This is a genomic window from Mesorhizobium sp. M1A.F.Ca.IN.020.06.1.1, from assembly GCF_004023265.1.
Classification (GTDB): Bacteria; Pseudomonadota; Alphaproteobacteria; order Rhizobiales; family Rhizobiaceae; genus Mesorhizobium.
This window is the reverse complement of record NZ_RZSR01000985.1, coordinates 1-2,152: the sequence shown is the minus strand read 5'-3', so window position 1 is coordinate 2,152 and position 2,152 is coordinate 1. Positions and strand designations below refer to the sequence as shown.

At 60.0% G+C, this 2,152-nt stretch carries 1 protein-coding gene and 2 pseudogenes; 2 read left to right on the top strand and 1 reads right to left on the bottom strand.

Annotation, left to right across the window (positions count from 1 at the left end; translation table 11 throughout):
- The first annotated feature begins 138 nt into the window (after positions 1–138).
- Complete coding sequence (locus EOA60_RS29920; protein ID WP_127336048.1) at positions 139–531, top strand: helix-turn-helix domain-containing protein; 393 nt, start codon at positions 139–141, stop codon at positions 529–531.
- A gap of 6 nt (positions 532–537) precedes the next feature.
- Here the strand turns inward: EOA60_RS29920 and EOA60_RS29915 are convergent.
- Positions 538–798: pseudogene (locus tag EOA60_RS29915) on the bottom strand (transposase); the annotation flags it as partial.
- Positions 799–873: 75 nt separating this feature from the next.
- Between EOA60_RS29915 and EOA60_RS29910 the strand changes: the two are divergent.
- Positions 874–1,851, top strand: a pseudogene (locus tag EOA60_RS29910) (IS110 family transposase); the annotation flags it as partial.
- Positions 1,852–2,152 lie beyond the last annotated feature (301 nt).

Genomic DNA, 2,152 nt, shown 5'->3' with positions numbered 1-2,152 from the left:
GCCCGGTACCAGCGCCGAAAATGGCGATCGTCTTCTTGTCAGTCACAACGTACTCCTGAAAGTGGTATGTTTTACTGACCAGATATGGGATATTGACCGCCGCTGCCGCAAGAACGCATATTTTCGAGGCCTAGTCACATGCGTATGCCTGCTCCTCCAAATCAGCCTGGCACCAACCCCGATTGTCGCAAAGTCAACGCAATCCTCGGCCGCATTGGCGACAAATGGACGATCCTTGCGATCACGCTGCTGGCCGACCAGCCGCGGCGCTTCAACGAGTTGAAACGGCTGATAGGCGGGATTTCCCAGCAAATGCTCACCCGCACGCTGAAGGCTCTGGAGGCCGACGGAATGGTGACGCGCAAGGTCTATCCGACCGTCCCGCCTCAGGTCGAGTATGGCCTGACGGATCTGGGCGCTTCTCTTGCGGCACCGATCATGCAACTCGCGGCGTGGGTGCTGGATCATCTGGGCGAAATTGAAGCCCATCGCGCGTTGCACGACACACAGACAAAGCACGTGCGGAACTAGAGTCTTTCACGTTTTGACGGAAGCGTATCCGGCGTTTTCGAAGTGGTTCTTGCATTCGGCAGCCTCGATGGTTTCGACGAGGTGGCCAATGTGGCGCCAGGTGTCCTCGACGGTGCGTTTCTGCGCCTGGCGCATCCAGTGTTTGATCTTGGCGAAGGCCTGCTCGATCGGGTTGAGGTCCGGTGAGTAGGGCGGCAGGTACCAGAGCCTAGCGCCAGCGGCCTTGATCATCTACCTGACGGCTGCGGACTTATGGCTTCCCAGGTTGATGGGGTGGACGCCCCCTCACGGCATCGCTGTGCCAAAGTGGTGTCGTTGATCATCACTCGAACGGAGGCGTCCATGTTGGAAGTTAACACAATCGGATTGGATCTGGCGAAGAACGTGTTCCAAGCGCACGGTTCGGATGCTTCGGGTACCGTGCTGTTCAAGAAGAAGCTTCGCCGCGATCACGTACTTCGGTTTCTTGCTGCTCAACCAGCCAGCACGGTTGCCATGGAAGCGTGTGCCGGCGGCCATTACTGGGCGCGGGAGATTGCGAAGCTAGGGCACGATGTCCGGCTGATCGCTCCGGGATACGTGAAGCCTTTCGTGAAGCGGCAGAAGAACGATGCCGCCGACGCTGAAGCAATCTGCGAAGCTGCGCAACGGCCCACCATGCGGTTCGTGGCGGTGAAGAGCGAAGATCAACAGGCGGCGGCTATGGTGTTTCGCGTTCGCGATCTTGTGGTGCGGCAGAGGACGCAGATCATCAATGCGATACGGGGCCATCTTGCCGAATTTGGGTTAGTGGCTGCGCAGGGCCTTTTCCACGTAGCCAAGCTTATCGCAGAGATAGAGGACAAGGATTCGACCATCCCCGAAGCCGCCCGCCCGATCCTGTCTCTGCTCGTCGAACAGCTCCGTTCCCTGAATGAGAGGGTGGCCGTGGTCGACCGCGAGATCGCCCGGCGTGCCAGGGAGGATGCGGAAGCCAGGCGATTGATGACCATTCCCGGCGTAGGACCGATCACTGCGACGGCGCTTGCTGCGCTGGCTCCATCGGCTACAACCTTCAAGAGAGGTCGCGACTTTGCAGCATGGCTCGGCCTCACGACGCTGCAACGTTCCTCGGGGGGAGAGCAGAAACTCGGCGAGACGTCCCGAATGGGTGAGCGAACCCTGCGACGGCTACTGATCATCGGGGCCAGCGCCACCGTGCGCTGGGCCATGCGCAAGGGAGAGGCGGCAGATCCCTGGCTCACCCGTATGCTGGGCCGCAAGCCGCCCATGCTGGTGATCATTGCCCTAGCCAACAAGACGGCGCGCATCGTGTGGGCTAACCACCATGGCTCTTCTACCACAGCAGCTTGGGCTGGTTTGGGACCCGCTTCTGAAAGCCGATCCCGAGGGGCCTACCCTCATCTTTCACGCAGCTTCTCAGCATGTTGTCAGTTCACCATCGAACCTCCTTCTGCTTGCTGCAGCACACTATGGACGGAAACTAGTCTAAGTCTAAGGCAATAGTGCTGCCAGGGCGCGAGCCCGATACTCCGGCTGGGCAAGTCCGTCGGCAAGGGCAGCGAGGCGCCGTTGTTGCTCGGGCTCAAGCCCTGCCACGCTTGTCCCGAAAGCTTGGAGG

Excerpts from the sequence above, each read along its gene's own strand:
- EOA60_RS29920 (WP_127336048.1), top strand. The coding sequence starts at position 139 with ATGCGTATGCCTGCTCCTCCAAATCAGCCTGGCACCAACCCCGATTGT.